This is a genomic window from Mycobacterium sp. TH-M15 (assembly GCF_057473705.1).
Genome location: NZ_JBYCLB010000455.1, coordinates 1 through 3,654 on the forward strand (window position 1 = coordinate 1; position 3,654 = coordinate 3,654).

The window sequence follows — 3,654 nt, forward strand, 5'->3', positions numbered from 1 at the left end:
CCTCCCGCGGGGTAGGGCGCGGTTTTGTGCGGCTACGGCCCCCGCGCTGCTGGTGCCGCGGCGCGGCCCCCGGCGCCCGGTGACCGGCGGTGCGCCGATGGTGCCGTTCTTGGCAAGCAACTCCGCCACCGAAACCGGGCGGGTCGCCTCGTCTCGGGTGTCGGGTCCGGTCATCGCATATCGCCTCTCGATCGGTCAGTCGGGCTCCGATCAGCTTTCCGGTCTCCAGCATCTCGCACCAGCGCCTGCATCGACGCGGTTTCCCGGAACACGGCCCCGTCCGCTTCGCTGTCCAGCCGGCGCAGGATCAGCCCCTCGCGCAGCGCCCACGGGCAGATCTCCACGGTCTCGATCGACAGCGCTCGCATGCTCGCCTCCGCCACCAGGGCTCCCGCCACGATCTGCGGCGCCCGTTCGGCGCTCACCCCTTCTAATTCGGCCCGGTCGGCGCTGGTCATCCTAGAGATGAAATTTATGAGCTGTCTAAGGCCAGTCGAGGTCAGCGTTCGCTTCACCCGGGGTCCGGCAGCCGACGGCGCCGCCCCGGTCAGCCGCGCCAGCGAGCGGAACGTCTTCGACGTCGCCACCGCACGGTCCGGCCGGCCCGCGTCGAGCACTTCTGCGGCGGCATCGGCCAGCTCGGTGTCCAGCCAATCCCGCAGCATCGCCACCCGGCGCCGGCCGGGCGGGTCCTCGGCCAGCCACTCGCGGGTGAGCCGGCCAGCACCCAGCTGCAGCGACAACGCCACCTCGGGCTCCTCGTCGACGCCGTTGCACAACTCCAGTGAGCCGCCGCCGATGTCGATGTTGATGATCCGCCCGGCGCTCCAGCCGAACCACCGGCGCACCGCCAGAAAGGTCAGCCGCGACTCGTCCTCGCCGGCCAGCACCCGCAGGTCGACGCCGGTCTCCTTGCGCACCCGGGTCAGCACGTCCTCGGAGTTGGACGCGTCACGCACCGCCGAGGTGGCGAACGCCATCAGCTCCGCGCAGCCGGAACTCGACGCGATCTTGGCGAACTCGTCGATGGTGGACAACAGCCGGTCGGCCCCGCGACGGGTGATCTTTCCGGAGCTGTCGGTGGCCTCGGCCAGCCGCAGCGTGGACTTGGTCGAACTCATCGGGGTGGGATGGCCACCCCGATGCGCATCGACCACCAGAAGATGAACCGTGTTGCTGCCCACGTCCAGCACACCCAACCGCACGCAAGCAAACTTAACCGCGCGGTCCGCTCCGCGCCGAAACCACGCGGCGAACGCCGGGAAAAACAGTCGTCTACCGTGAACTGCGTGACCCCCGCGCAGCCCGCCCACCCGGGCTCCCACCCGGGAGAGGTCGAGCCAGACTTCCCTCGCGAATGGGTGGAGTTCTACGACCCGGACAACCCCGAGCACCTGATCGCCGCGGACCTGACCTGGCTGCTCTCGCACTGGACGTGCGTCTTCGGCACCCCGGCGTGCCGCGGCATCATCGCCGACCGGCCCGATGACGGCTGCTGCTCGCACGGGGCGTTCCTCTCCGACGACGACGACCGCGCCCGGGTCGACGCGGCCGTGGCGCAGCTCACCGACGACGACTGGCAGTTCCGCGCCGAAGGCCTCGGCCGCGCCGGCTACCTGGAGCTCGACGAGAACGACGGTGAGCAGCAGCTGCGCACCCGGGTCCACCGGGGCGGCTGCATCTTCCTGAACCGGCCCGGGTTCGCCGGCGGCGCGGGCTGCGCCCTGCACATCAAGGCGGTCCGGCTGGGTGTGCAACCGCTCACCATGAAGCCCGACGTCTGCTGGCAGCTGCCGATCCGGCGGACCCAGGACTGGGTGACCCGCCCCGACGACACCGAGATCCTCAAGACCACGATCACCGAGTTCGACCGTCGCGGCTGGGGCCCCGGCGGTGCAGACCTGGACTGGTACTGCACCGGAGACCCGGCCGCCCACGTCGGCACCAGGCAGGTCTGGCAGAGCCTGGCCGCCGAGCTCACCGAGCTGCTAGGCGAACGCGCCTACGCGGAGCTGGCGGCAATCTGCACACAGCGCAACGCGCAGGGCCTGGTGGCGGTGCACCCGGCCACCCGCACCGCCCGGCAGGCCCGCGCCGGTGAGCAGGCCAAAAAGCGGCGCTGACCTCCGGTTGGTGCCGTCGGCGAAGCCGCTGGGCCCAACCAGCCGATTCGGATCACAGCCGATCCGTCGGTATGATCGCGAGACACCACCGCGTCGTAGACACGCCACCACCCAGGGGCGGGCCGGGCGCTGTTGACGCGGTCAACCGGAGTTCACGACGCCGACGGAGTCAGATGATTTTCCAAACGAAGATGCGGAACGTGCAGACCCCGCCGTACCACGACGGACACGTGGCCCCGATGGGGGTAAAGCCGCGGGTCGTCCTGGAGACGCGCAAATTGAGCAAGTCATTCGGTGACGGTGACGCGATCACCCCGATTCTCACCGATGTCGATTTGCAGATATCCCGCGGCGAATTCGTGGCGTTGGTCGGCCCGTCCGGCTCTGGGAAGTCGACGCTGCTGAGCGTCCTCGGCCTGCTGGACCACCCGACCAGCGGTGACGTACTGGTCAACGGGCAGAGCATTTCGCAGCTGTCCCGTCGGCAACTGGCGACGGTCCGCGGACACACCATCGGCTACGTCTTCCAGGCGTTCAATCTGCTGAACGGATTGTCCGCCGCGGAGAACGTGATGCTGCCCGGTCTGCTGGCCGGCCGGTCCGGCCGCGCCGAGTACGAGCACGCGATCTCGCTGCTCGACCAGGTCGGGCTGGGCCAGAAGGCCAAGCGGGTCCCCGGTGAGCTGTCCGGCGGCGAGCAGCAGCGGGTGGCGGTCGCCCGGGCGCTGTTCATGACGCCGGACGTGATCCTCGCCGACGAGCCGACCGGCAACCTGGACTCGGTGAACGGCAGCAAGGTCATCGACGCGCTGTACACCCTGAATGCGGCCGGCCAGACCATCGTCCTGGTCACCCACGACCGGTCGATCGCCGATGACGCTCCCCGGCTGATCTCGCTGCGGGACGGCCGGGTGGAGAGCGACACCGGTCCGGTCGGGACGCCCAGCAATGTGACATGGCTCGCGGGACATTAGGCGCGACCTTCGGTGTTCTCCGGATCATCAACTTCCGGGCCCTCCGTAGGCACGTACTGCGCGCTGCACTAGCAGCCTTCTCCCTCGGCGGCGGGGTAGCCGTCGTGATCGCCGTCCTGATCGAGACCACCAGCGTCAGCAAGGCGGTCGACGACGTCGGGTACCGGATCGCCGGCCCGGCCCCGCTGCGGGTGATCGGCGCGGAGAGCCGGGGCGGCATCGAGCCGAACGTGATCAGCAGCGTCCGGTCGGTGGACGGGGTGGCGGCCGTCGTCCCGATCATCCGGGGGGTGACCCCGATCCGCAACGGCGAAAAAGAGCAATTCGTCCTGGGCCTCGGTGTCGACTGCTCGGCGCAGTGGATCGTCAACCCCAAGGTGTGCGAGCACGGACAGCGCGAACCACCCCCGGCCACGTCGACCGAGTTCGGCGACACGCTGGACGTCTCGGCGAAGCTGATCAGCGACGCCGGCGAGATGTCGATGGACAAGTTCCAGCGGGTCGAAGAGCTCAACGACGTCAACAACGGCCTGGTGGCGGTGCTGCCGCTGAGCGTC

General features: G+C 69.5%; 3 protein-coding genes and 1 pseudogene. 3 read left to right on the forward strand and 1 reads right to left on the reverse strand.

Translation table 11 applies throughout. From position 1 onward, the window contains the following. Positions 1 to 170: 170 nt before the first annotated feature. A complete protein-coding gene (locus tag AC2VNT_RS11010; protein ID WP_486946887.1) occupies positions 171 to 1,205 on the reverse strand; it encodes a Ppx/GppA family phosphatase in 1,035 nt (344 codons plus the stop codon). An 84-nt stretch (positions 1,206 to 1,289) separates the two neighbouring features. Between AC2VNT_RS11010 and AC2VNT_RS11015 the strand changes: the two genes are divergently transcribed. From AC2VNT_RS11015 to AC2VNT_RS11025, 3 genes and pseudogenes are all read left to right on the forward strand, one after another. Beyond that, complete coding sequence (locus AC2VNT_RS11015; protein ID WP_486946888.1) at positions 1,290 to 2,123, forward strand: DUF3109 family protein; 834 nt, start codon at positions 1,290 to 1,292, stop codon at positions 2,121 to 2,123. 200 nt (positions 2,124 to 2,323) lie between these two features. Beyond that, positions 2,324 to 3,097: an ABC transporter ATP-binding protein gene (locus AC2VNT_RS11020; protein WP_486946889.1), complete on the forward strand. Its 774-nt coding sequence runs from the start codon at positions 2,324 to 2,326 to the stop codon at positions 3,095 to 3,097. A 104-nt stretch (positions 3,098 to 3,201) separates the two neighbouring features. Next, positions 3,202 to 3,654 (forward strand): annotated as a pseudogene (locus tag AC2VNT_RS11025) (FtsX-like permease family protein); the annotation flags it as partial.